This window comes from Cupriavidus sp. D384 (assembly GCF_001652915.1).
In the GTDB taxonomy this organism is placed as follows: domain Bacteria; phylum Pseudomonadota; class Gammaproteobacteria; order Burkholderiales; family Burkholderiaceae; genus Cupriavidus.
On the sequence record NZ_BBQI01000029.1, the window covers coordinates 24,769 to 49,374 of the forward strand.

At 66.4% G+C, this 24,606-nt stretch carries 20 protein-coding genes; 15 read left to right on the forward strand and 5 right to left on the reverse strand.

Annotation, left to right across the window (positions count from 1 at the left end; translation table 11 throughout):
• Nucleotides 1-47: 47 nt before the first annotated feature.
• A complete protein-coding gene (prpB, locus tag A9J21_RS10865) occupies nt 48-956 on the reverse strand; it encodes a methylisocitrate lyase (RefSeq protein WP_066735362.1) in 909 nt (302 codons plus the stop codon).
• A 379-nt stretch (nt 957-1,335) separates the two neighbouring features.
• Here prpB and prpR point away from each other — a divergent pair, with 379 nt between their 5' ends.
• A complete protein-coding gene (prpR, locus tag A9J21_RS10870; RefSeq protein ID WP_066735410.1) occupies nt 1,336-3,276 on the forward strand; it encodes a propionate catabolism operon regulatory protein PrpR in 1,941 nt (646 codons plus the stop codon).
• 255 nt (nt 3,277-3,531) lie between these two features.
• Entirely contained in the window at nt 3,532-4,680 is a 1,149-nt protein-coding gene (locus A9J21_RS10875; RefSeq protein ID WP_066735365.1) for a Fic family protein, read from the forward strand.
• A 36-nt stretch (nt 4,681-4,716) separates the two neighbouring features.
• Here A9J21_RS10875 and egtB read toward each other — a convergent pair whose 3' ends face one another.
• Nucleotides 4,717-6,015: an ergothioneine biosynthesis protein EgtB gene (egtB, locus tag A9J21_RS10880; RefSeq protein WP_066735368.1), complete on the reverse strand. Its 1,299-nt coding sequence runs from the start codon at nt 6,013-6,015 to the stop codon at nt 4,717-4,719.
• A 290-nt stretch (nt 6,016-6,305) separates the two neighbouring features.
• Nucleotides 6,306-6,926, reverse strand: a complete 621-nt coding sequence (locus A9J21_RS10885) for an FMN-dependent NADH-azoreductase (protein WP_066735370.1) — start codon at nt 6,924-6,926, stop codon at nt 6,306-6,308.
• Between the two features lie 114 nt (nt 6,927-7,040).
• Here A9J21_RS10885 and A9J21_RS10890 point away from each other — a divergent pair, with 114 nt between their 5' ends.
• The 8 genes from A9J21_RS10890 to A9J21_RS10925 all read left to right on the forward strand — a co-directional run bounded on the left by A9J21_RS10890 (nt 7,041) and on the right by A9J21_RS10925 (nt 17,992).
• Nucleotides 7,041-8,036 carry a LysR substrate-binding domain-containing protein gene (locus A9J21_RS10890; RefSeq protein ID WP_066735412.1) on the forward strand — a complete coding sequence of 332 codons (996 nt, stop codon included), beginning with the start codon at nt 7,041-7,043 and terminating at the stop codon, nt 8,034-8,036.
• Nucleotides 8,037-8,148: 112 nt separating this feature from the next.
• A complete protein-coding gene (locus A9J21_RS10895; RefSeq protein WP_066735372.1) occupies nt 8,149-8,562 on the forward strand; it encodes a DoxX family protein in 414 nt (137 codons plus the stop codon).
• Nucleotides 8,563-8,622: 60 nt separating this feature from the next.
• On the forward strand, nt 8,623-9,225 hold the full coding sequence (locus A9J21_RS10900) for a DUF4136 domain-containing protein (protein WP_066735374.1): 603 nt from the start codon (nt 8,623-8,625) through the stop codon (nt 9,223-9,225).
• Between the two features lie 98 nt (nt 9,226-9,323).
• A complete protein-coding gene (locus tag A9J21_RS10905; protein WP_066735376.1) occupies nt 9,324-12,755 on the forward strand; it encodes a DNA translocase FtsK in 3,432 nt (1,143 codons plus the stop codon).
• 27 nt (nt 12,756-12,782) lie between these two features.
• On the forward strand, nt 12,783-13,139 hold the full coding sequence (locus tag A9J21_RS10910; RefSeq protein ID WP_066735382.1) for a cupin domain-containing protein: 357 nt from the start codon (nt 12,783-12,785) through the stop codon (nt 13,137-13,139).
• 150 nt (nt 13,140-13,289) lie between these two features.
• Complete coding sequence (locus A9J21_RS10915) at nt 13,290-14,813, forward strand: glycine betaine ABC transporter substrate-binding protein (protein WP_066735386.1); 1,524 nt, start codon at nt 13,290-13,292, stop codon at nt 14,811-14,813.
• Nucleotides 14,814-14,835: 22 nt separating this feature from the next.
• On the forward strand, nt 14,836-16,140 hold the full coding sequence (locus tag A9J21_RS10920) for a cytochrome c (RefSeq protein WP_156545786.1): 1,305 nt from the start codon (nt 14,836-14,838) through the stop codon (nt 16,138-16,140).
• A 4-nt stretch (nt 16,141-16,144) separates the two neighbouring features.
• Nucleotides 16,145-17,992 (forward strand): NAD(P)/FAD-dependent oxidoreductase, encoded by a 1,848-nt coding sequence (locus A9J21_RS10925; RefSeq protein ID WP_066735388.1) that lies wholly within the window; start codon nt 16,145-16,147, stop codon nt 17,990-17,992.
• Nucleotides 17,993-18,029: 37 nt separating this feature from the next.
• Here the strand turns inward: A9J21_RS10925 and A9J21_RS10930 are convergent, their stop codons facing one another.
• Nucleotides 18,030-18,470: a MarR family winged helix-turn-helix transcriptional regulator gene (locus A9J21_RS10930; protein ID WP_066735427.1), complete on the reverse strand. Its 441-nt coding sequence runs from the start codon at nt 18,468-18,470 to the stop codon at nt 18,030-18,032.
• 542 nt (nt 18,471-19,012) lie between these two features.
• Between A9J21_RS10930 and A9J21_RS10935 the strand changes: the two genes are divergently transcribed.
• Complete coding sequence (locus A9J21_RS10935; RefSeq protein WP_066735390.1) at nt 19,013-19,756, forward strand: hypothetical protein; 744 nt, start codon at nt 19,013-19,015, stop codon at nt 19,754-19,756.
• A gap of 155 nt (nt 19,757-19,911) precedes the next feature.
• Nucleotides 19,912-20,961, forward strand: a complete 1,050-nt coding sequence (locus tag A9J21_RS10940; RefSeq protein WP_404851367.1) for a BamA/TamA family outer membrane protein — start codon at nt 19,912-19,914, stop codon at nt 20,959-20,961.
• 30 nt (nt 20,962-20,991) lie between these two features.
• On the opposite strand, the gene A9J21_RS10945 is transcribed toward A9J21_RS10940, so the two are convergent.
• Entirely contained in the window at nt 20,992-21,534 is a 543-nt protein-coding gene (locus A9J21_RS10945; RefSeq protein ID WP_066735393.1) for a carboxymuconolactone decarboxylase family protein, read from the reverse strand.
• A gap of 183 nt (nt 21,535-21,717) precedes the next feature.
• Here A9J21_RS10945 and A9J21_RS10950 point away from each other — a divergent pair, with 183 nt between their 5' ends.
• The 3 genes from A9J21_RS10950 (at nt 21,718) to A9J21_RS30865 (ending at nt 24,579) form a co-directional block, all read left to right on the forward strand.
• Nucleotides 21,718-22,722: an AraC family transcriptional regulator gene (locus A9J21_RS10950; RefSeq protein ID WP_066735401.1), complete on the forward strand. Its 1,005-nt coding sequence runs from the start codon at nt 21,718-21,720 to the stop codon at nt 22,720-22,722.
• Nucleotides 22,719-23,675: a LysR family transcriptional regulator gene (locus tag A9J21_RS10955; RefSeq protein WP_066735403.1), complete on the forward strand. Its 957-nt coding sequence runs from the start codon at nt 22,719-22,721 to the stop codon at nt 23,673-23,675. Before A9J21_RS10950 ends, A9J21_RS10955 begins: the two co-directional genes overlap by 4 nt.
• Nucleotides 23,676-23,973: 298 nt before the next feature.
• Nucleotides 23,974-24,579: a DUF3304 domain-containing protein gene (locus A9J21_RS30865; RefSeq protein ID WP_231906880.1), complete on the forward strand. Its 606-nt coding sequence runs from the start codon at nt 23,974-23,976 to the stop codon at nt 24,577-24,579.
• Nucleotides 24,580-24,606 lie beyond the last annotated feature (27 nt).

Genomic DNA, 24,606 nt, shown 5'->3' on the forward strand with positions numbered 1-24,606 from the left:
CGCAACAGACCGCATCGCAAAGAATAGCGCGAACGTGTGCGTGATCGTTACCGGGCCTTGCCTTGCGCGAACAGCGCGTCGAGCTTCTGCTCGTAGGCATGGTAGTCGATCCGCTCGTAGAGTTCGGCACGCGTTTGCATGGTGTCCACCACGTTTTTCTGCGTACCGTCGCGGCGGATGGCCGCAAAGACGTTTTCGGCGGCCTTGTTGGCGGCACGGAAGGCCGACAGCGGGTACAGCGCCATGGCAACGCCCACGCTGCGCAGGTCGTCGAGCGTGAAATACGGGGTGGCGCCAAACTCGGTCAGGTTGGCCAGCACCGGCACCTTCACGGCGTCGACGAACTTGGCATACATGTTCAGGTCGGTCATGGCTTCCGGGAAGATGGCGTCGGCGCCGGCTTCGGCGCAGGCCACGGCGCGCTCGATGGCGGCGTCCAGGCCTTCGACGGCCAGCGCATCGGTGCGGGCCATGATGACGAAGTTCTCGTCGGTACGCGCGTCGACGGCGGCCTTGATGCGGTCCACCATCTCGTCGCGGCCGACGATTTCCTTGTTCGGGCGATGGCCGCAGCGCTTGGCGCCAACCTGGTCCTCGATATGCATGGCGGCGGCGCCAAACTTGATCAGCGAGCGCGTGGTGCGTGCCACGTTGAAGGCCGACGAGCCGAACCCGGTGTCAACGTCCACCAGCAGTGGCGTGTCGCAGACATCGGTAATGCGGCGGATATCGGTCAGCACATCGTCAAGGTTCGAGATGCCCAGGTCGGGCAGGCCCAGCGAGCCTGCGGCCACGCCGCCACCCGACAGATAGATCGCGCGATACCCGGCGCGCTTTGCCAGCAGCGCATGGTTGGCGTTGATCGTGCCCGGGATCTGCAGCGGGGTCTCGTCGATCAGGGCCTGGCGGAAGCGGGCACCCGCGGAGCGGGCAAGTTCGTTGGCGGAAAAAGTCATGGCTGGAATCTCTTGTTGGTTCAATCCTGCTTCGGGGGCAGGGGCGGCTCTATAGCGCAAGGGGTGTGCCAGCGGGCCTGAACCGGGCCCGGGCGTAGCGCGCACGCCATTCCGGTAGGCAGAAACCCTTATGGCTCAGTGGGTTAGGTGATGCCGACGCACATTCGGCATCCACGCGGCAAGCATCCGGCATCACAAAACGGATGAAATGGGTTGCAGCCGTGAAATGCGTGCATTTCAAAGTTGAAATGCATCGGCCGTGCGCGCACAATCGGCAGATCGCTTCATCGTGCCCGCCGCCATGTCATCGCTGCCCACCCCGATCCCGCTCAACCCGGCTTCCCCGGCCGTTCCCGGCGCCCGCCCGCGCATCTGGGCGATGGGTATCAGCCGCCTGTCACGCGCCTTTGCCGACCTGATTCCGGCTTACGCGGCCCGCGCGGAATTCCGCATCGTCGGCCGGGCGTTCGAGTCGGCGGCCAGCGCCATCAATCGCGAGGCCCGCGAGAATCGTGTCGACGTGGTGGTGGCCGGCGGCTCCAACGGTGCCTACCTGCGCCAGCATGTGGACGTGCCGGTGGTGCTGGTCAAGGTCACCGGCTTCGACGTCATGAGCGCGCTGGCGACGGCGCGCCGTATTTCGCCCAAGGTGGCGCTGGTCACGCATGCCTCCACCTATGCCGAGGTGGATGAGTTCGTGGGCGCGTTCGGGCTCGATATCCCGCGCTATACCTACCTGACCGAAGACGACGCCACGGCGCGTGTGCGGGCGCTCAAGGAGGAAGGCATCCGCGTGGTGGTGGGGCCCGGCATGGTGACCGATCTGGCCGACAAGTACGGGCTGATGGGGGTGTTCCTGTATTCGGGCAATGCCGTGCGCCTGGCGCTGGAAGATGCGATCGAGGCCGCGCGGCTGCGCCGTATCGAATCCACGCGGCGCGACTACGTCAACGCAATCCTGGCCCACCTGAACGAAGGGGTGGCGGCTGTCGACGCCGAGGGGCGGGTCCAGGCGTTCAATCCGGCCATGGAGCGATTTCTGGGCACGCCGGCCGGCGCGGCCGTGGGGCGCAAGCTGTCGACGCTGGCGCCGGGCCTGTCGCTGGATGGCGTGATGCAGAGCGGGGCACGCGAACTGGAGGCGATCCACCGGCTGGGCGACCGGATGGTGGTGGTGAACCGCATCCCGATCGTCGGCGAGGCTGGCACGTCCGGCGCAGTGCTGACGATCCAGGATGCCAATGCCATTCATCGCGCCGACCGCAACCTGCGCTCGCGCACGCGGGCGCGTGCGGCAGGCGTGCGCTACAGCCTGGACGACCTGGCTGGCGATTCCCCGGCCATGAGCGACCTGCGTGCGCTGGCGCGCCGCTACGCGCTGGTGGATTCCACCGTACTGGTCAGCGGTGAAAGCGGCACCGGCAAGGAGGTGCTGGCGCAGGGCATGCACGATGCCAGCCCGCGCCGCGCGTTCCCGTTTGTCGCCGTCAACTGCGCGGCGTTTCCGGAGGCGCTGCTCGAATCCGAACTGTTCGGCTACGAGGAAGGCGCGTTCACGGGCGCCCGGCGTGGCGGCAAGGCCGGCCTGTTCGAATCGGCCCACAACGGCACGCTGTTCCTGGATGAAGTGGGTGACATGCCGCCAGCCCTGCAAACGCGGCTGCTGCGCGTGTTGCAGGAAAAGCAGGTGCTGCCGATTGGCGGGCTGGAAGCAGTGCCGGTCAACGTCCGCGTGATCGCCGCCACGCACCGGGACCTGGCCGCCCTGGTGCGCGAAGGGACGTTCCGCCAGGACCTGTACTACCGGCTCAATATCCTTCGCATCGAAATGCCGCCACTGCGCGAGCGCGCGGCCGACCTGGCAGCGCTTGCCACGCTGCTGTACCGGCGCGCCCAGGAACGGCTTGGCATCGACGCGCCGCAGCCATTGCCCGATGTGGTGCGCGGACGCCTGGCGCGCTACGTCTGGCCCGGCAATATCCGCGAACTGGAAAACGTGACAGAACGCATTGCCGTGCTCGTCGCCGGAACAGACCTGGCCCCGGCGGCCCTGCAGCGCGAATTGCAGGCGGCCGTGCCGGAGCTGTTTTCCGGACACGACATGGCCGTCCTGCCGCCAGCCGCCGTGGAAATCCCTGAGCCCGGCGGAGCAGGGCTGCCCGGTGTGGTTGTTGCCCAGTCTCTTGCCGGGGTAGCCAAGGCAAGCCAGGCCGAGCATATCCGCCGCGTGCTGGCCGAATGCGGCGGCAATCGCGCCGCCGCCTGCGCGCAACTGGGTATCAGTGCCACCACGCTCTGGCGGCGGCTGCGGGAGAGGTGAAGGCTGGCGTGGCTTACGCCTTCGGGCTTGTCGATGATCTATAACGCAATTAACGGCCAAGAAATGCGGCTAACTGCGAGGGCCGTTCCGGCCAAGGCCACCACGCTCATCCGTAGGGGTCCAGCACGGCAAGTGGTGTGAACGAACCGAAAAATTATCTTTTATAAGGCACTTGCGGTGAATAGAACGGCTATTCACCGCAAATTTTACGGAGATTGGATTGTCCTTGCGGTGAATAGCCGCCATAATCTCCGCATGAATCGCGGCGAATACACCTACATCTGGCAGGCGCCCGACTGGCCCGCTTGGCGATACGACCTCAGTGCGTTGGCGACGCCTTTGGCTGAAGTGAGCCACGCGCAGGGCCTGCTGCTGGGACGGCTGTCCGATCTCGGCATGGGTCAGCGCGACCAGGTCTGCCTTGCCGCGCTGACCGATGACGTGGTCAAGACGAGTGAAATCGAGGGCGAGCATCTCAGCGTGCATTCGGTTCGCTCGTCGATCGCGCGAAGGCTTGGCGTCGACATCGGCGCGCTGGCGCCGGTGGACCGCCACGTCGAGGGCATCGTCGAACTGGTGCTCGATGCCACCGCCAACAGCCAGGCCCCGGTTACCCAGGCGCGCCTGTTTGGCTGGCACGCAGCCCTGTTCCCTACGGGCTACTCGGGCCTGTCGTCGATCAACGTTGCCCAATGGCGAGACGACGCGGCGGGCCCGATGCAGGTCGTCTCGGGGCCGCTTCACCGGCAACGCGTCCACTTCGAAGCGCCGCCGGCCGGGCGCCTGCCGGCGGAGACAGGACGATTCCTTGATTGGGTCAATGCCACACCTGCCGAGCCGCCGCTGATCCGGGCGGGATTGGCGCATTTGTGGTTCGTGACGCTGCACCCGTTCGACGACGGCAATGGACGTATCGCGCGTGCGATAGGCGATCTGATGCTGGCCCGCGCCGATGGCAGTTCGCAGCGCTTCTACAGCCTGTCAGCCCAGATCCAGCGCGAGCGCAATGCCTATTACGACATCCTCGAACGGACGCAGAAGAATTCCATGGATGTCACGCCATGGCTGGCATGGTTCTTCGATACGCTGCTGCGCGCGGTGCAACAGGCCCACGCCACGCTCGACGACGTACTGGGCAAGGCGCGATTCTGGCGCCATTGGGGCATGCAGGCACTCAACGCCCGGCAGGTCAAGGTCTTGAACCGGCTGCTGGACGGCTTCGAAGGCAAGCTCACCAGCAGCAAGTGGGCGGCCATTGCCAAATGCTCCGCAGATACGGCGCTGCGCGACATCAACGACCTGGTGGAGCGCGGTGCGCTGCGCAAGTCGCCTGGTGGCGGACGAAGCACGAGCTACGCGTTGAACGACGCGCCGCACGGCACCAACGGCCGCGAAATCGATTGAATTTGAGGGGCTGGCCGGCCAAGGCCCCGCCAGCCCTCAGACGTCATCGGCCAGCCGTACGCCGGTGAACTGCCAGCGCTGGTGCGGATAGAAGAAGTTGCGGTACGTGGCGCGGATATGGGATTCGGGCGTGACGCACGACCCGCCGCGCAGCACCATCTGGCTGCTCATGAACTTGCCGTTGTATTCGCCCACCGCGCCGGCGCTTGGCCGGAAGCCCGGGTAGGGCAGGAAGGCGCTGGCCGTCCATTCCCAGACATCGCCGAACATCTGCCGCAGCGCGCCCGACGTGTTCTGCCGGTCTGGCAGCGGCCGCAGCGTGCGGCCTTCGATGAAATTGCCGGTCGCCGGCAGGTTGCGGGCTGCGTGTTCCCATTCCGCCTCGGTCGGCAGGCGACGCTCGGCCCAGCGCGCGAACGCGTCGGCTTCGAAGAAACTCACATGGGTGACCGGGCTTTCCGGGTCCACGGGCTGCATGCCGCGCAGCGTCATGTGCCACCAGGTACCTTCGCGGTCCTCCCAGTACAGCGGCGCCTCGATGCGATTGTCACAGACCCAGCGCCAGCCATCGGACAGCCACAGTCCGGCGGTCTGGTAACCACCATCCTCGATGAACTCGAACCACTGGCGGTTGTTTACCGGGTGCGAGCACAGCGCATACGGTTGCAGCAGCACCTGATGGCGCGGCGTTTCACAGTCGAAGGCAAAGCCGTCGTCGCCATGGCCGATGGTGACGATGCCACCGGGCATGGCGATCCAATCGGGCGCGGGGCGCGGGTCGGCCACCACCGGCACCGTCATCGCCGGCACGTAGGCCGGGCGCAGCGGATTCTGGGCGAACAGGTGCAGGATGTCAGTCAACAGCAGTTCCTGGTGCTGCTGTTCGTGATGCAGGCCCAGCGTGATCAGCGCGGCTTCGTCGTCGGTCTGGGCGGACATCAGCAGTGTCAGCATGCTGTCGTCCACTGCCTCGCGATAGGCCAGCACCTCGTCCAGCGACGGCCGGGTCAGCAGCCCGCGCCGCGGCCGGGGATGGCGTGCGCCGACCGCTTCGTAATAGGAATTGAACAGGTACCGATACTGCGGATCCACCGGCTCATAGTCGGGGATGCGCGCGCCGAGCACGAATTCCTCGAAGAACCACGTGGTATGGGCCAGATGCCACTTGGCGGGGCTGGCATCGTCCATCGACTGCACGGTGGCGTCGGCATCGGACAGGTCAGCGACCAGTGCCTCGGTGGCCGCGCGGACATGGCGATACTGGCTCAACAGGGCGGGTTCGTGCGGCGGATGACTGGCGGTGGCAGGCAGCAGGGCTGAGGCGGCGGCGGTCATGCAGGCTCCCGGATGGCGGCGGACGCAGGGGTCTGGCAGGTTGTCCAGACGGTCGAATCATCATAGACCCATCCGCGCCGGGGGGCGAGCCGGGTGCCTTCCGCGATCCTTGTAGGCCAACGCCTACAGGGGCCGGGGCCGGTCAACAGTACAGGCAAAAAAAACAAAAAAAGACAGGTACCCCGGGTGGGGATACCTGTCTCAGGCAGCAACCGGCGCCAAGGGTTCAGCGCCGGTACTTCACGGAGGCGGGGTTACGGCTCCAGTCGAAAACCAGTTCGACTGCCGGTTCAGGCGGCGGCGCGCAGGGCGTCGTTCAGCGCGGCGATCTCGGTCTTGGCCGTGGTCAGGCCGGCTTCGCGGGCTTCCGCGCCCATTGCCAGGCCGTGGGCACGGACGAACGAGATATCGGTGATGCCCAGGAAGCGCAGCACCACGTCGACGGTCACTTCATGCAGATCCAGCGCCGCGCCGTCCTGGCGCACGCCGCCACGCGACGACACCACGATGGCTTTCTTGCCCTTCGCCAGGCCTTCCGGGCCGTTCTCGGTATAGCGGAACGTGCGGCCGGCTTGTGCGATGCGGTCGATCCAGGCCTTGAGCTGGCTCGGGATGCCGAAGTTGTACTGCGGCGCGCCAATCACGAGCACGTCGGCGGCCAGGAATTCGGCCAGGTATGCCTCGGTGATGTCCAGTTCGGCCTGCTGGGCGGCATTCAGGCCGTCCTTCGGGCCGCCCAGCACGGGCAGCAGGTGGTTGCCGAGGTGGGCCGGGGCTTCGCGGTCCAGGTCGCGCACGGTGACCTTGGCGCTGGGGTTCTTGGCGACCAGGTCAGCCACGATGCTGGCGGTCAGGTTGCGCGAGACGGAGTTGTCGCCCAGTACGCTCGAATCGATCTGCAGGATGTTCATTGTCTGGCTCCACTAAGTTCGGTTGGGATGGCTGAAAGATATAGGCTGGCCATTGATGCCGGTAGTGAGGCAAAATGCAAATGATTGTTCTATGGATGCAACGGAGCGCTGACCATGCAGGATCTCAACGATTTGTCGCTGTTTGCCCAGGTGGTGCAGCACGGCAGCTTTTCGGCAGCCAGCCGTGCCAGCGGGGTGCCGAAGTCGCGCCTGTCGCGGCGAATCGCCCAGCTGGAGCGCGACCTGGGGGTGCAACTGCTGCGCCGGACCACGCGTCAGGTGCGCGTGACGCCGCTTGGAGAGTCGTATTACGCCCATTGTCGCGACATGCTCCAGGCCGCCGAAGCGGCACGCGAAGTGATCGAGCAGTCGCGCGAACAGCCGGGCGGATGCCTGCGGATCAGTTGTCCGGTGGCGATCGTGCAGATACTGCTGGCGCCGAATATCGGCCATTTCATGCGCGCCAATCCGGGTATCCAGCTGGAAATCGATGCCACCAACCGCCGCGTCGACGTGATTGGCGAGGGTTATGACCTGGCCCTGCGCGTGCGCAATGTGCTGGACGATTCCAGCCTGGCCGTGCGCACCTTTGGCAAGAGCGACCTGAAGCTGGTAGCCAGCCCCGCGCTACTGGACAGCATCGGCCGGCCGCGCACGCCGCAGGCCCTGGAAGGCATGCCGGGGGTAGGGCAGAAGCCGCACGAGGGCCGCCATGTCTGGACGCTGTTCGACAAGGCCGGCGAGCCCGTCAATATCGGCTACGATCCGCGCCTGGTGTCGGACGAATTCGCGATCTTGCGCGAGGCCGCCATTGCCGGCGTGGGCGTCGCCATGCTGCCGCGCATGTATTGCCGCGACGATATCGAGCGTGGCGACCTGGAAGTGGTGCTGCCCCAGTGGGATCTGCCGATGGGCGTGTTGCACGCGGTGTTTCCGTCCCGGCAGGGCGTTACGCCGGCGTTGCGCCGCTTTCTCGATTTCCTGGCCGAAGTCCTGCCGGAGCATGCGCGCAAAGTGGGCATGATGACGATGCCCGGCGTGCCCATGCATGCTGCGCCGCCCACCGAGCCGCCGTCGCGATCCAGTACCCGGAAGCCCGACGCCGACTGATACGAAACCGGCGCATGCGCCGCGACGCTGCGCCTTTACCTTCACGCTGGCACGATCTAAGGTAGTTGTGCAGGTCACATGCGCCTGCATCAAACCGCAAGGAGCCAACGCGATGAGTCGTACGCAAGGAACACAGGACCTAGGCAAGGCCATTCTCCGCATCGTGCTGGGCGTGCTGATCCTGTTGCATGGCATTTCGAAGCTGATGGCGGGCCCTGGCTTTGTCACGCAGGTGGTGACGCAGGCAGGCCTGCCTGCCGCGCTGGCCTATGGTGTCTATATCGGCGAGATCGTTGCGCCCATCCTGCTGATCATTGGCCTCTGGTCGCGCCTGGCCGGGCTGATCGTGGTCGTCAACATGCTGTTCGCGTTCGGGCTGGTGCATACGAAGCAGCTCGGCGAGATGGCCCCCACAGGGGGCTGGGCGCTGGAACTCCAGGCGATGTACCTGGCCGCGGCGCTGGCGGTGGCCCTGCTGGGGGCGGGGCGGTTCAGCGTGGGCGGTATCGACGGCAAATGGAATTAGGGACGTACGGGTACGGCGACTGACAACGGCAACTGACAACCCGGAACCAGGGAGACCGCCATGGCTGGCCTGATGATGACTCGCGTACCGGCAGCCGTCGGTGCGGTGCTGGCGGCCGCGCTGGCGGGCTGCGCCACCGGGCCCGACATCCGTACCGACTACAACCACAGCACCGACTTTTCCCAATACCGCACCTTTGCCTTCCTGCCGCGCCTGGGCACTGACCGCCAGGGGTATGAAAGCCTGACGACGCAATATCTGAAGGACGCCGTCCACAAGGAGATGACCGCGCGCGGTTATGAATACGCGCCGCGCCAGCCCGACCTGATGGTCAACTTCAACATGCAGTTCCAGCAGAAGGTGGTCAGCAGCCCGGCGCCGATGCCGCCGCCGGGCTACATGGGCTACTACGCCTATCGGGGCGGGCTCTATGCGCCGTGGCCCGGCTATGGCTTCTACAGTGACACCTACACCTATACCGAAGGCACGCTGAACATCGACCTGGTCGACGCCAGGAAGAACCAGCTCGTGTGGGAAGGGGTGGCCCAGGGCGATGCCAGCGAGCCGGAGCGGCAGACCAGCCAGCTGATGATCGAACAGGTGGTGGGGCAGATCTTCGCCCGGTACCCGTTCCGGGCCGGCATCGGGGCGCCGAGTCAATAAGGCGTGCCAAAGTCGTAAGTTTTTCCGCGCCGGGTCGGTCCCGCCCAGCCAGACCCGCTACAATCGCTGCCCGTGGTTTTGAACGTGTCATATCAAAAATGGGTCTGGGCTGGTTCGGATTGTCGACCTTCTGGCTGTTGCCGCTTGTCTGGCGAACGGTGGGCCGTGTGCTTGCCGGCGATCGCCGCCTGTTCGGCCGTGGCTCGCTGCGTATATGGATGGGTACGGTGCTGGTGCTGGGCGCCAGTGCCACGCTGGAAGCGCTGACTGGCGGCGAAGGCGCCACGGCCGGTGGTGCCGTGGGGCATGCGCTGGCCGGCATGGTGTCCGGCATGCTTGGCTGGACCGGCGCGCTGCTGATGATGCTGGCCGTGCTGGGCCTGGCCGCACCGATGGTGTTCGGCGAAACCTGGCGCAGCCTGTTCCTGTTGCGCCGGCCGCGCATGGATGCCGACGAGGCACCGGCCCCGTCGCCCGCGCGCCAGGAGTCGCGCACCGAGTCGCGCCAGGAGTCACGCGTGGATTCGCGCTCCGACTTCCGCACGGATTTCCGCTCCGAGTTCCGCAACGATGCGCGCGCCGAGACCGCGTCCTCGCAGGCGGCGTCGCGCGAATCCGTCGACCGCTGGGAAACGACGTCGATGCCGGGCCAGAACCGGCAGGCGCCGCGCCACAAGGGCATCGAAGCGGTATCCGCCCGCCGCCAGCCGGCCTGGCAACCGCCGCCGCGCACGCGTGAGTCGCCCCCGCAACCGGGCGAGATCTGGCTGCATCAGGCTGGGGCTCCCGGCGCTGTGAAGACCGAGCCGGTGGCCGCTTCGGCCCGCGCGGCATCGAGGCCCGAGACGGCCACGCCGCTGGCGTCTCAGCAGAAAGCGCAGCAGCAGACTCAGCCCAAACCGCAGCCGCAGCCGCAACCTCAACCTCAACCGAAACTGCAACCGAAGCCGGAAAGCAGGCCCGCTGCGCCCCAGGCCACCGTGGTCAGCAGCCCGTTCCGCAATCCGCAGCTTGGCTTGCGCTCGGCGATCACGACGCTGCCCGAAGCCATGGCAAAGCCCGCTGCGGCGGCCAGCGCCGCTGCAGTTGTGGCGGCGTCCGCCGACTCGGATGTGGCGGTTGCCGAAGCGCCGGTCCTGGCCGATGCGCTGGCGGAATCGTTGGCCGATACGCAAGCCGTGTCGCGTGCCACCGAGATCGCGGCCGATATCGCCATGATCGCGGCGGCTGCCGATGTGGCCGACGATGCGGCACCGGCGCAAGCCGGCGAGCCAGTCACGCTGGCGTCGATTCGCGATGAAGCGATGACGCTGCTGGCCGAACTGCGCGCGCTGGCCGGCAAGCCAAGCGAGGCGTCCGACGTTCCGGTGCAGGCGGAAGCCGAACCGCTGGCAGCAACGGTGGAAACGGCGCCGATTCAGGAGACGGTCGAGCCGATGGCTGCCGTGGAGGCGGTGGCGTGGGATCAGACCGCAGAAACGGCGGTGGAACCTGCTGCAGCGTTGCTCGCCGCCGAACCGCCCATCGAGTCTATCGAGCCTGCCGAGCCTGTCGACGCCATCGCACCGGTCGAGTCCATCGGGACCATCGAGCCGCAACCCGAAGCGCCAGCAGCCCCGGTGCAGTCGGCCTCGGAGGCCATCGAAGCTGCCGTCGCCGCGTCGATTTCGGAGGCCGAGGCCGAAGCTGACATCGAACGGGCCGCCGAAGCAGAACGCGAAACCGTTGCAGCACAGGTTACGGCAGCAGAGGTTACGGCAGCACATACGGCAGCGGATCCGCAAGACCCCATCGATGCCACCGAACCCGTCCAGGCAACGGAAGGGGCGGAGCCCTCCGAGGCCGTGACGGCGGAAGACCCGGCGCCGGTGGAGGATGCGAACGTCTTCGTCCAGCCCACGCCAAAGCCGCGCATCGTGCTGCAGGCCGTGGTGGGCAACACCGTGCCGCTTGCCCCGGTGCAGCCCGCTACCGCTCAGCCTTCATTTTCGGTGGCGCCTGCGCCACTTCCGACGCCGCCGGTCCCCCGCGTGGTCGTTGATTACCGCCTGCCCGGTACGGATCTGCTCGAAGCCGCAGCCGAGAGTGGCGAGAGTGCCGAACAGATTTCCGAGGAACGCCTGCAGCAGACCAGCGAACTGATCGCGCAGCGGCTGGCCGAGTTCAAGGTGCCGGTGTCCGTGGTGGGTGCCAGCGCGGGTCCGGTCATCACCCGTTTCGAGGTCGACCCGGCCGTGGGCGTGCGCGGCGCGCAGGTGGTCGGGCTGATGAAGGATCTGGCGCGCGCGCTGGGCGTGACATCGATCCGCGTGGTCGAAACCATTCCGGGCAAGACCTGCATGGGGCTGGAACTGCCCAATGCCAAGCGGCAGATGATCCGATTGTCGGAGATCGTCAGCGGCAGCGCGTTCGATGCCCACGCGTCGAAGCTGGTGCTGGCGATGGGCAAGGACATCACGGGCAACCCGGTGGTGACCGACCTGGCCCGCGCGCCGCACCTGCTGGTGGCTGGCACGACCGGCTCGGGCAAGTCGGTGGCGGTCAATGCCATGATCCTGTCGATGCTGTACAAGGCCACGCCGGAAGACGTGCGCATGATCATGATCGACCCGAAGATGCTGGAGCTGTCGGTCTACGAGGGCATTCCGCACCTGCTGGCGCCGGTGGTGACCGATATGAAGCAGGCCGCGCACGCGCTGAACTGGTGCGTGGGCGAGATGGAAAAGCGCTACCGGCTGATGTCGGCGCTGGGCGTGCGCAACCTGGCCGGCTACAACCAGAAGATCCGCGCGGCCGAAGCGGCCGAACAGAAGGTGCCGAATCCGTTCTCGCTGACGCCCGACGCACCGGAGCCGCTGTCCACGCTGCCGCTGATCGTGGTGGTGATCGACGAACTGGCCGACCTGATGATGGTGGCGGGCAAGAAGATCGAGGAACTGATCGCCCGCCTGGCGCAGAAGGCGCGTGCGGCCGGTATCCACCTGATCCTGGCCACGCAGCGGCCGTCGGTGGACGTGATCACCGGTCTCATCAAGGCCAATATCCCGACGCGCGTGGCGTTCCAGGTCTCTTCCAAGATCGATTCGCGCACGATCCTGGACCAGATGGGCGCCGAAAGCCTGCTGGGGCAGGGCGACATGCTGTTCCTGCCGCCGGGCACCGGCTATCCGCAGCGCGTGCATGGCGCGTTCGTGGCCGACGAGGAAGTGCACCGCGTGGTGGAGCACTGGAAGCAGTTCGGCGAGCCGGACTATGACGAAGCCATCCTCGCCGGCGACGCACCCGAAGGCGCTGCCGACCTGTTCGGCGAAGGCGGGGGCGATGGCGAGGCCGATCCGCTCTACGACGAGGCCGCGCAATTCGTGCTGACGTCGCGCCGGGCATCGATTTCCGCCGTGCAGCGGCAGCTGCGCATCGGCTACAACCGGGCGGCGCGCCTGATCGAGCAGATGGAGGCGGCCGGGCTGGTGTCGCCGATGGGCCGCAACGGCACGCGCGAAGTCATCGCGCCCGGCGGCCCGGGCGACTGATCCAACGCGTCGGAAGAGGCCATCGACATGCGCGCCATCCAGGGCAATCTGCTGCACGACGTCCCGGTCCACGCCGACGGCGAGGTCTTCACGGACCTGCTGTCCTGGCAGGCCACGGGCCGGGTCCGGATCGAGCGGATCGTCTCCAACGGCCAGGCCAGCCCGGCTGATTTCTGGTACGACAGCGCCGACGACGAGTGGGTGCTGGTCATCAGCGGCAGCGCCAGCGTGGAAATCGACGATGGCACGAGCCATATGCTGGGCGCCGGAGACTGGCTCCAGCTGCCCGCCCATTGCCGTCATCGGGTGGCCTGGACCGATGCGGCGCAGCCGACGGTCTGGCTGGCTGTCCACGTGAGTCCCGATCCGCCGCAGGCTTCCTAGCTTTCCTTTCCCCTGGGCGGGAGCGGGAGCATAGCCTGGCTGGGGCGGTGCCAACGTCTGGGGGCAGGCTTCGTACAGCCCATCTTGTATGGCGCTCGTATGGCTTTATGATGTCGGGACAACTCACCCGGAGACTCCGGCTTGTCCCCCATGCCCCGGCTGCTCGTCGTCTGGTTTTCGCTTGCCTGCCTGCTCGGTCCGGCCGCCCATGCTGCCCAGCCGGACGCCCTGCGCATTGGGTCCAAGCGCTTCACCGAGTCGTACATCCTTGGCGAAATCCTGACGCAGGCCGCGGCGCCCCATGCCGGGGCGCGTCACCTGCCAGGACTGGGCAATACGGCCATCGTGTTCGAGGCGCTCAAGGCCGGCAACATCGATGCCTATCCCGACTACACCGGCACGCTCGCCAGCGAAATCCTGAAGCTGCCCGGCCACGCCACGCTGGCGCAGATCAACGCTGCGCTGGCGCCAATGGGGCTGGGCGCGGCGATTCCCCTTGGTTTCGAGAATACCTACGCCATCGCGGTATCCGATGCCCGCGCGGGCAGCCTGCGTACGCTGGCTGACCTGGCGCGCCAGCCCGGCCTCCGGCTCGGGTTGTCCCACGAATTCATGGGCCGCGCCGACGGCTGGCCGGCGCTGGTGCGGGCCTATGGCCTGCCGCAGAAGCCGGTTGGCATCGATCACGGCATCGCCTACGAGGCCCTGCGCGACGGCCAGATCGACGGCACCGACATCTACTCGACCGACGCCAAGATCCACAGGTTTCACCTGCGCGTGCTGGAAGACAACCTCCACGTGTTTCCGGGCTATGAGGCCGTGGTCGTCTACCGGCTGGACGTGCCACAACGCTTTCCGGCCGCCTGGCAGGCGCTGGGGCAACTGGCGGGGCGCATCACCGTGGCGGACATGATCGACATGAACGCTGCGGCAGAGATCGGCGGGGAATCGTTCGCGGCCATCGCGCGGCGGTTTCTGTCGGGGCGTCCGGTCAAGGGTGCCAGTGCGGCCAGTGCAGGCAGTGCGCAGGCTGGCGGCGGCGGCCGGCGCCTGTTCGGCGTGCTGGCTGGCGCGGATACCTGGCGTCTGACGGTGCGCCATCTGGCACTGGTGGGCGGCGCGGTGGGCGCGGCCACGCTGGTGGGGGTGCCGCTGGGCATCGTGGCGGCACGGCGTCGCCGGCTTGGGCAGGTGCTGCTGGCGCTGGTGGGCATGCTGCAGACGGTGCCGTCGCTGGCGCTGCTGGCGATGCTGATTCCGCTGCTGGGCCGTATTGGCGTCTGGCCGGCGATGATCGCGCTGTTCCTGTATGCGCTGCTGCCGATCGTGCGCAATGCCTGCACGGGTCTTCAGGAAATCTCGCAGGGCATGCGCGATGCGGCGCGCGCGCTCGGTTTCCGGCCCATGCAGGTGCTGCGCTACGTGGAGATTCCACTCGCCATGCCGGTGGTGCTGGCCGGGGTGAAGACCGCTGCCATCATCAGCGTCGGCACGGCGACGATTGCCGCCTTCGTGGGGGCCGGCGGCTACGGCGAGCGCATCGTCACCGGCCTTGCGCTCAATGATTCGACGCTGCTGCTGGCTGGCGCCATTCCCGCCGCGCTGCTGGCGCTGCTGGTGCAGGGGGCGTTTGGTGGCGTGGAATGGTGGACGCGCCGCCGGCGCGCGTCCTGAGGCCAACCTGTCTGTGATCCCCATGCGTGGACTGAAGATGTTCCGATACTGGCTGCTGGCGATGACGCTGGCATCGACGGCCGGCGCCGCGCCGGGCGCTGGGCCAGCCCCGGCAGCCTCCGCCGATCAGGTTGCGCGCGGGCGCTACCTGGCCCGCATCGCCAATTGCGTGGCATGTCACACGGCCGAAGGCGGCGCCCCCATGGCTGGCGGCCTGCCATTGCAGACCGGCGTCGGCACGGTGTACTCGACCAATATCACGCCCGATGCCGAGACCGGGCTGGGGCGCTATTCGCTGGACGATTTCGACCGGGCCGTGCGCCATGGGCAGGCGCGCGACGGCAAGCGGCTGTATCCGGCCATGCCGTACACGTCATACGCGAAGATGACGCGCGACGACGTGGCGGCGCTCTATGCGTGGCTGCGCAGCGAAGTAAAGCCCGTGCGCCAGGCGAATCGCGAAACCGGACTGCAGTGGCCCTACAGCATGCGCTGGCTGCTGGTGCCGTGGAACTGGCTGAACCTGCGTGGCGATCCGGTGCGGGCCGACGCGAAGCAGGGCGACACGTGGCAACGCGGCGCCTATATCGTCCAGGCCGTGGCCCATTGCGGCGCCTGCCATACGCCGCGCGGCGTGCTGTACGGCGAGAAGGGCATCGACGAACGCAGCCGCCATTTCCTGTCCGGTGCGATGGTCGAGGGCTGGTCGGCCACCAATCTCACCGGTGATGCCTTGACCGGCCTGGGGGCCTGGTCGAAAGCGGATCTGGTGGAGTACCTGCACACGGGCCGCAATGCGCATGCCACGTCGTTCGGCCCCATGTCCACCGTCATCGCCACTTCCACGCAATACATGAGCGCCACCGATCTCGACGCGGTAGCCACCTATCTGAAGTCGATTGCCGGCGTGCGGGGCGAAACGCAGCCGTTCCGCTACGACGCATCGGCCGCCAGGCAACTGGAGCAGGGCCGCTTCGACACACCGGGCGCGCGCCAGTACGCCACGTTCTGCATGCCTTGCCACCAGAGCACCGGCAAGGGCTTTGCGCGGGTGTTTCCGCCGCTGGCCGGCAACCCGACCGTTGTGGACCCCAATCCGGCATCGCTGGTCAACCTGCTGCTCGACGGAGCCGTGACGGCGCGCGTCGATACGGCGCCAACCGACTACCACATGCCCGGCTATGGCTGGACCCTGGACGATCAGGAACTGGCCAATCTCCTGACGTTTATCCGGGGCAGCTGGGGCAACCGCGCCGCGCCCGTGTCCCCCGATGCCGTGGCCGAGCGCCGCCGCGCGATGGGCGTGCGCGCCCCAGAGACTCCATGACGCCATGACCATTACCCGCAGAGACTTCCTGAACGGCACTGCGCTGACCGTGGCGGCGGGGCTGGCGCCGGGCCGGTTGCTGGCGGCCCCCGGTTCGGCCACGGGCAGCTACCCGCCCGCGTTGACGGGGCTGCGCGGCAATCATGCCGGCACCTATACGCTGGCGCACAGCCTGGCGCGCGAAGGCGCCACGTATCCCGGCGTGCTGGCGCGGGAGGCGTATGACCTGGTGGTGGTGGGCGGCGGCATCAGCGGGCTGGCGGCGGCGTGGTTCTATCAGCGCAGGTTTGGCGCGTCGCGGCGTATCCTGATCCTCGACAATCATGACGATTTCGGCGGCCATGCCAAGCGCAACGAGTTCACCGTGCGTGGCCGCAGGCTGGTCACCTACGGCGGCAGCGCAGACATGCCGCCCTCGGCTAACGACAATGCCGCCGTGCGAACCTTGCTGGCTGGGCTGGGGCTGGCGCCTACCGCGCAGGCGCGTGCCTTGCCGGGCGAAGATTATGAACGGCGAGGCCTGGGGCGCGCCGTGTTCTTCGATGCCGGTCATTTCGGCCGCGATCAGTGGCTGGCCGGCGATCCGTATGCCGCCGTTGTCGATACACGCGTGCGCGGCGCGGTGGTGTCGACCGAAGCCGCCGACACATTGCGCGGATTTCTGGCGAAAGCGCCATTACCGGCTGCCGACCGCGATGCGCTGCTCCGGCTGGCGCAAGGCGCGACCGACTTCCTTGCCGGCATGCCGGCCGAGACCCGGCGCATCTATCTGCAATCCACGCGATACGCGGCGTTCCTGCGCGACAAGGCGGGCGTCGGGCTGGCTGGCCTGCGCTTCCTGCGCAGCCGCAGCCAGGATGCATATGCGCTGGATGCCGACGGGATATCGGTTGCGCAGGCCATTGCCATCGGGCTGCCGGCTGGGGCGGGCATGCCCGATCCCGTCGTGGACGGCAGGCTGGGCAAGTCGCCGGGATCGCGCCAATGGTTTGCGGACGGCAACGCCACGCTGGCCCGGGCGCTGGTGGCGCAGCTGGTGCCCCCGGTGCTGCCGGCGGGTGCCAAGGCTGTCGGAGACGCCCGTATCGACTATGGCAAGCTTGACCAGGACGGCAGCAGTGTGCGCATCCGGCTGAACAGCACCGCCATTTCGGTCGAGCCCGATGTGCGCATCACGCGTGTCACCTACGGCTGGCAGGGAAACCTGCAGCGTGTGGAGGCGCAGCACGTGATCGTCGCCGGATACGGCATGATGGTGCCGTTCATCGTGCCGACCCTTCCGGCAGCGGCAAAAACGGCGCTGCGTTCCGATGTCAAGGCGCCGCTGGTCTACACGAAGGTGGCGCTGGACAACTGGCGGGCCTTCGACACCTTGAAGGCATGGCGCATCCATGCGCCGACAATGGCCTATTCCGATCTCTGGCTGGAGCCTGCCGCCGGAGGGCCCGACGATCCGGTAGTGCTGCACATGCTGTATGTACCCACGGTGCCGGATAGCGGCATGCAGGCGCGCGAGCGCTTCCGTGCGGGGCGGGCGTTCCTGCTGGGCACACCGTTCGACGTGCTTGAGCGCGACATACGCGCACAACTGGATCGCATGCTGGCGCCAGGCAGTTTCCGCGCCGAGCGGGATATCCGGGGCATCACGGTCAATCGCTGGGCTCACGGGTACAGCTATATGCCGTCCTCGCTGGTACCCGACGATGCGGGTCTGCAGGCGGCGCTGGAGCAGGCAGGGCTGGGCATCGGCAATATCCGCATTGCCGGGGCCGATGTGGCCGGAAGCCCGTCCGTTACCGCCGCCATTGACCAGGCGCAGCGTGCGGTGCTGTCATTGCGGGCGGACACTTGAGCCAGGCGCACCGGGCGGCCGCCATCGATACCGTTATTCAGCCGCCAGTGACGAATTTCTGCAGAAGTCGGCGGAATTCATCGAATTCCTCAACGGAAAATCCCTGCAGCCGTTGATTCAATACTTCCGGTGCAATAGTCGGAATTTCAGAGGCGATACTCCTGCCTTTCGGCGTCAGGGTCAAATTCACCACGCGCCGGTCGTCGATGCTGCGACTCCGTTCGAGCAGGCCTTTCTCCTCGAGTTTGTCGAGCATGCGGGTCATCAGGCCGCTATCGATGCCAAGCAGTTTGCTGATCTCGAATGGCGTGCTGGCCATCCCCCGGTTGAGCGAAAGCAGGATGCCCATTTGCTGGCCGTTGATGTCCAGCGGACGCAGTGCCGAGTCCATTTCCATCAGCAGGCTGTTGCGGGCCTTGTTCAGGTGGAAGCCAATGCTTTGCGTCAGCTGGAAATTGTCAGGTGTGTAGTGCTTCACGACGGTTTCCTTTTGCGTTGCACTGATCGAAAGTTGATCGGTCAGCAACCGATCCACGCCTCTGGCGAATGCTGGCTGGCAGGCATTCGCCGGATCGTAGTCTGGCAAAATCGCTGCGATATGGGAATTCAATTTTATTGTGTCTCGAATTAGACGAAATGGAATGCGCGAAACTGCATCGTCGAGATTTTCGGCGATGCAGTTTGGGGGAATTGAATAATCCCCCGTACGGGTTATAGAGTGACTCGACATTATGGCAATGTGTGATGCCGGTAATGGTGCAGCTGCAATATTGCGGGCCAGTTTCCCGAAAGTACTTAAGGCGGGATACAAGAAAGTTCATCACGGCGCGACGCGCATCTGACGGGACGCTCCGGTACATTGCCCGGCAGGGGCTTGATATGCCACATCAGCCCATGTCGAACGTTGCCTCCGGAGTCCACTCGATGCGAGTGCCATTTGGAAGAAAATCCGCGCCGAAATGCCTACGGAAGTTCGTAGGCCGGTTTTTCCTCGGGAGTCTCTGCCTTGCGTCTGGCGCCTTGTCCGGTACCGCCAGCGCGCAATCGAGCGCCGAACTGGCTAACAAGAGCAACAACCCGCTGAATCTGGCGCCGTCGTTCAATATCCAGAATTTCTATTCGCCGCGCCTGTACGGCAGCAATGCCCACACCAACGACCTGCTATTGCGGCCGACCATTCCCGTGGCGCCGGGCAGCCTGATCGGCGTGCCGCAGATATTTCGCGGCACCGTACCGGTCAGTACGCGCCCGAAGGGCGATGGATCGTACGAAACCGGCCTGGGCGATATCAACCTGTTTGATATCTTCCTGTTGCGTAGCGAAGGGATGCAGATTGGCGCCGGGCCATTGCTGACGATGCCGACCGCCACCGACCCCAGCCTGGGCACGGGCAAGTGGCAGGCCGGGGTGGCCGCCGTGGTGGTGGACCCGACCCCGGCGCGGCTGCTGGGCATGCTGGTGCAGTGGCAGCATTCGTTTGCCGGGCAGAGCAGCCGCCCGGACGTGCAGTCGCTGACGGCCCAGCCGTTCATGATCTTCAACCTGCCGCACGGGTGGTATGTGCGGTCCACCGGCACCTGGACTTTCGATCTGCAGCGCGGCACGTACTACGTGCCGATTGGCCTGGGTGCAGGCAAGGCGTGGAAAGAGGGTCACACCATTCTCAACGCGTTTGTCGAACCGCAGTATTCGGTGCTGCATGACGGCAGCGGGGTTCCGCAATGGACGATATTCGCCGGTCTCAACATGACCTTCGGCAAATGAAACGCGCCTGCGCAGTGCTCGCGGTGATGGCATCGGCGTGGCTAGCCGGCGCGCCGGCACCGGTGCGCGCCGAGCCCGATCCGCCGGGAGGTGTGGCGTCATCGCCAGCCCCGGCCCCGGCTGACAAGGCCGCCGCATCCAAACCGAAGCTGTCGATGTTCGATCCCGAGGACGGGATGTTCGACATGAGCGATTTCCTGCTCCACCACAAGGGCGCGCTGCCTGTGCCGACCATCATCACCGAGCCGGCGGTGGGCTATGGCTTCGGGCTGGCGCTGGCGTTCTTCTCGCAGTCGATGGCCGAAGCCGCGGAGGAGGCAAGGGCGTCGGGCAAGGGGCCGGCGCCACCGAACATCACCGTCGTTGGTGGCGCATATACCGAAAACGGCACCTGGGCGGCTGGCGCCGCGCACTTCCACACATGGGGCGGCGACCGCATCCGCTATCTTGGCGCGATCGGAAAGGTCAACGCCAACCTTGAATACTTCGGCTTGCAGAACCAGCCGCGGGCCTACTCGCTCGATGGCTTTGCAATTGTGCAGCAACTGCTGTTCCGCGTGGCCGATTCCCATTGGTATATCGGGCCGCGCTACGTCTATGCGGATACCACGGCCAGCTTCAAGTTTGGCGCTTCGGCCAACGAACTGGGTCCGATCGACAAGAGCCAGCGCATCGGCAAGGGCGGCCTGGTCATCGACTACGATTCGCGCGACAACATCTTCTTTCCCAACAAGGGCAGCTACGCGGAATTCGAGGCCCAGTTCGCGCGTGGCGGCCTGGGCAGTACGCAGGACTTCAACATGTTCAACGCGCGCGGCTTCACCTGGCTGCCGCTGGCGCGCACGTGGATCCTGGGTCTGCGGGCCGATACGAAATTCTCGTCGGGAGATGTGCCGTTCTACGCGCAGCCGTACGTGGACCTGCGCGGCGTGCAGAAGGGCCGCTACCAGGACCGCAATGCGCTGGTGGCCGAGGTCGAATTACGCTGGGACGTGACGCCGCGCTGGTCGGTGCTGGCGTTTTCGGGCACCGGCAAGGCCTATGGCCGCTGGAACGACTTCTCGGACGCCTCCACCGTCGTCAGCGTCGGCGGCGGCTTCCGCTACATGATCGCGCGCAAGCTGGGCCTGTCGATGGGGATCGACGTGGCCCACAGCAAGAACCAGAACGCGTTCTACCTCCAGGTGGGCAGCGCCTGGCACTAGGCGCCGCCGTCCCTTCAGTGCATGGCCGCGTCAGACCACGGCCGGGAAGTCCAGCGTGGTGTCGTTGACGCGGTTGATCATGTTGGTGAACAGGATCGCACTGATGGCCTGGATGGCTTCCACGATCTGCGCGTCGCTGTAGCCCGCGGCGCGTACGGCCTCGACGCTGGCGGCCGGCACGGTACCGCTGGTGCCCACCAGTTCCACGGCAAAGCGCGTCAGCGCGTCGATCTTCGCGTCTTCCGGGAAGCTGCCCCGGCGCAACTGCTGCGTCTGTTCCACGCTGAAACCGGCCATCTTCGTTGCTGTCAGCGTATGGGCGGCCAGACAGTAATCGCAACCGCTGTGCTCGCTGACAGACAGGTTGATCGCTTCCAGTTCCTTGGCCGACAGGCTGCCTTGCTTCAGCACGGCGTTGGTCTGCAGCGCCTGGGCCAGCACGGCCGGCGCATTGCTGCCAACGGTGGCGTAGGCGTTCGGCACCTTGCCGACGGCCTTGCGGATGGCGCCGAACAGCTCGGCGGTCTGGCCCGTGGCGTCCTGGGCGGCGATGGTGTGCAGGCGAGTGGTCATGGTGTGGCTCCTTGGGTTGCGGTGGTGATTGGGTTGCGTGTCAGGTTTCGGGCGCCGCCCCGGCCTTGCTTCCGGCCGGGTTGCTGCGCTGCCTTGGACTCAATGGTAGGTGCGGCTGCGATCCGGATGGATTAGAATCCACTCAACTTTTTGCTTGATCGTCTCACGCCCCCGCATATAGCCATGGACAGCCTTAGCGAACTGGTGCGCCTGCTGGCGCCGTCGGGCACGGTCGACCTGCATTGCCGGGTGGCGGGGGCGTGGTCGGCCCACAATGCGCAGGCGGCGCCGGGGCACGTGCCGTATCACGCCATCCTGGATGGGCAGGCCGATGTGTCGATGGGCACCGAGCCGCTGCGCGTGGCGGCCGGCGATGTGTTGTTGTTCCCGCACGGGGCGGCGCACACGCTGTCGGGCGTGCATGGCGGCAGCAAAACCCGCGTGGCGGGCGTCCGGCAGGAAGCCGGCCCGGAATCGCGCCGCTTCAACGGCGTGGTGACCGAGGTCACGGTGCCGGGCGCGGCCGAACCTCTCGATATCCTCTGCGGCACGTTTGTGCTCGGCAGCGCAGCCGATGTGCTGCTGCGCGCGCTGCCCGAGATGCTGTGCGTCAAGACGGGTGGGACCGGTGAGATTGGTGGCAACGGCGACGCCGGGCTGGGCTGGCTGCGCGGCCTGATCGGCATGATGCATGTGGAGGCCGACGCGCCGGGGCCGGGCAGTGCGGCGATCATCGCCGACCTGTCGACAGCGCTGTTCACGGTGCTGCTGCGAACGCTGATTGCGCAGGGGGCGGTGTCGCACGGCGTGATGGCGCTGATGGCCGACGCGCGCATGGCACGCGCCGTGGACGCGGTGGTCCGGCATCCCGAACGGCCCTGGACGGTGGACAGCCTGGCCGAGGTCTGCAATGTGTCGCGGGCCACGCTGGCCCGGCGCTTCGCCCAGCTTGGTATCACGCCGCTGGAACTGGTGACCACGTTGCGCATGGAGCGGGCCGCGCGGCTGCTGCGTCGGGACGGACTGTCCGCGGCGGCAGTGGCCGAGCAGTGCGGCTATGCATCGCAGGCCGCATTCGGCCGGGTGTTCACCCAGCACTTCGGGGTAGGCCCAGGCGCCTATCGCCGCCAGCATCGCGCACTTCGCAGCGCTCGCGCGACTACCCTGCCGCCGGAGGCTGCCGCATGAGCACGGGCGGCACCACAAGGACATCCGGCCGGGCCGGAGACAACTGGGACGACTATCGATACTTCCTGGCCGTGGCGCGCGGCGGCACGCTGTCGGCGGCGGCCGCGCAGCTCGGCACCGAGCACACGACGGTGGCGCGACACATCCAGGCGCTGGAGCGGGTGCTGAATACGCGGCTGTTCCACAAGAGTCACGTCGGCTACGCGCTGACGGCTGCCGGCGAACGGCTGCTCGCCACGGCGGAGGCCATCGAGAGTGCGCTGCTGGCGTCAAAGGCGGCTGCGGCGGGCGAGCAGGATATCGCCGGCATTGTGCGGGTGGGTGCGCCGGACGGCTTCGGCAGCATGTTCCTGGCGCCGCGCATTCATACGCTGACGGCCCAGCATCCACGGCTGGAGGTGGAAATCTTTGCCGCCGCGCGACTGTTCAGCCTGACCCGGCGCGAAGCGGACATCGCCATCGGCCTTTCCGGTGCCGATCACCTGCGCGTGGCGTCACGCCGCCTGACCGACTACCGGATGTACGTCTACGCCGCCCGGTCGTACCTGAAGCGCGCGGCGAAGATCCATACAAAGCAGGACCTGCTGGCACATCCGTTCGTCGGTTACGTGGAGGAACACCTGTTCTCGCCCGAACTGAGCTTTGCGGGGGCGACCGGCGTGGACTACCACGCCCGCGTGCGCAGCACGAACCTGCTCACCCAGGTACATGCCACGCTGGCGGGGCAGTGCCTGTGCATCATCCCGGCCTATGTCGCGGCGGCGTTTCCGCAGCTGGTGGCGGTGCTGCCGGATCAGGTGGAGGTGACCCGCACCTTCCATATGCATGTACACGAAGACCACTGGAAAGCGGCCCACGTGCGTGCCGTGGCGAACTTCATTGCCGAGCAGGTCGATGCCAGCGTCCCGCTGTTCATGGGGTCGCTTCAGAATTCGGGGAGTATTGGCGGCTAGGACCCTTGTCCCGGCTTGGGACCACGAAAGTTCCAAGCCGAAGCCGCCGGAAACTCGGCCTTCCCGTACCGTGCAATCGAGTCGGCCCCACGCTTGGTTTGTCGAGCGCCGATATCCTGTTGTGCGGACAGATACCCCAATCGTCAGCGTCGAGAACGTCGACTTTTGTCAAAGATTGGCGAGTTTAGGAATCCTCCCATAGGAATCTGGTTTTCGCCGGGCTAGCTTTTGCGCGCTACCCCGCGCTCGATGGTTGGATGGAATGCGCGGGCCCTTGACCTTCGCTGGAACCGCATCCATGGGCAATCGTCCACTGTCCTCTTTTTTCATGAAACGGCGATTTGGCGTCGTGCCTGCCATATTGACTGGCCTGGCAGTGACACTGGCCGGTTGTACTGGTGTGGGACGCGGTTACGAGCGGCCGTCCAAATACCTCAGCGGCGGCGTCATGGCACTCAACTACACGCCTTATTACATCCACAGGATCAATATCGAAGGGCCTGACCCAGTTCGCGGCGGCGGGCCGAATGTCATGCCGGCCGAACCGGGCAAAGGCCCCTCCGGTGGAGGCAAGGAATCCTGCTGCCTGACCTATCCGCGCCAATGGCAACCCGAGCTGCGCGTCACGGTGCGCTGGCTGGTAGAGAAGGTGAAAGACGGCAAGACCCCGGGCTATTGGTACAAGGCCGAGAACGTAAGCATCCCGCAGTATGACGGCACCCAGACTGGGGGCGCCTGGTCTATCTTCCTGCCCGGTGACCGGGTCAAGTTAATGATCGCGGACGGCAACGCCAATGGCCGCAACAGCGTTGACCGAACGCACACCGCCGATGACCCAGATGTGTTCCAAGGCGTGCGCGACGACGAGTGGAATCTCAAATATCGCAAGGGAGGCCTTCAATGAATGCCGCACGCTGGCCGGAACTGATGC